Raw genomic sequence first — 1,416 nt, forward strand, 5'->3', positions numbered from 1 at the left:
GATCAGCAGAGCTTCTGTGGCACGGAAGCTGATCGCACCGTTATAGGCATAGAAGTTTTCAGCCAGTGCCTTGTCGAATGTACCTCCCTTACGGAGTGTGTAACCGGTACTGTAACCTTTCTGGCTGTCGGTATTGGTGATGTCAGGATAAGGTTCAACAGGTACTCCGTGAGTGGTAGGTGAGTCCATGTTCTTGAAGAGGTTGGCCTGTCCCGGTTCCTTCAGGAAGATATGCAGACGAGGATCGGCATTGGCGCGAACCGTAGCAATTTCGCTGTCGTCGTATGTGAAACCGTCGTGGCTGGCATATCGGGGAAGACCATCTTTCATAACGAAAGATTCCACACCTGCACGGGTTACTCCCGTTCCCCAGTTACCGAACTGGACACCGACTTCCGTGTTACAGGTTACTTCCTTGCCTTTACTGAATTCGCGCCACATCAGAATGTCTTTATACGGACTCATGTCTACGGCTCCGAACATGTAGAAATAGTCGTTTACATCGTTGTCGCTTTGTGGTACGATACCGGTGTTTATGGTCAGCAGACCTTTATATTTTTCGGCTACTTCTTCGGCTGCATCCCGGGCCGTCTCATAGAACCATTTTGACTCAGCCTGAATGTCTCCGGCAGGATATTCATAGTTGGCATTGTAATCCTTGGTCTTGCCCGGCCATCCTTCGCCGTTGGGAACAAATGCAGTTCCGGCAAAGTTCTTTAACCAGGATCCTTCGAAGAGAGCTACACGAGCCTTAACCAGACGGGCTACATCCGGAGATACACGGTTGCGGGCGGGATCGAAGTTCTCTACCAGCAAGTCATGTGCCTTGTCCAGTTCTGTGGTTATAAACCGTGCGACTTCGTTACGCGGCATTCGTTTGCTGGCCACAACCAGAGAATCTTCGTTGGCAGGCAGCGGTTTGGTTACAATGGGCAAGTCACCGAAAGAACGGTACATGTTGAAGTAACGCAGGGCCCGCATGAAATAAAGTTCGCCCAGTGACTGGTTGAGGATATCTTCATCACCGGTTACGAGATTGGCTGCCAGGTTGGTTTCCACTTTGTCTATGACATAGTTCAGGTTACGTATCAGTCCCCAGTCATAATTGCTGTTGTCCATGCCTACTTTGTAGAGTCCGGTTCCAAAGCTGGAGCTGGCGCTGAGTCCCACCTGGATATCGGTACTTCCGTCGTTGAAGGCACCTTGCAGGTTGGGCATGATCTGGTCATAATAGGTCACAGTGGCTGCCTGAATCTGATCGGCGGTCAGATAGTATTCTTCGGGGATTACGTTCGAGAGCGGTTCCTTGTTCAGGAAATCCTCGCAGGAAGAGAGGGATGCTGCCAGTAGCAGCATGCCTGTTGTAAGGTAAGTATATTTCAGTTTCATATAGACTAATTGTTTAAAGGGTGATAC

1 protein-coding gene is annotated in these 1,416 nt (G+C 49.9%); it reads right to left on the minus strand.

Going from position 1 to position 1,416, the window contains the following annotated elements; genetic code table 11:
- The coding region (locus BACCOPRO_RS15935; RefSeq protein ID WP_040311609.1) for a RagB/SusD family nutrient uptake outer membrane protein at positions 1-1,389 on the minus strand (1,389 nt) is incomplete at its 3' end.
- Between the last annotated feature and the right edge of the window lie 27 nt (positions 1,390-1,416).

The sequence above is a fragment of the Phocaeicola coprophilus DSM 18228 = JCM 13818 genome (genome assembly GCF_000157915.1).
GTDB classification, from domain to species: Bacteria; Bacteroidota; Bacteroidia; order Bacteroidales; family Bacteroidaceae; genus Phocaeicola; species Phocaeicola coprophilus.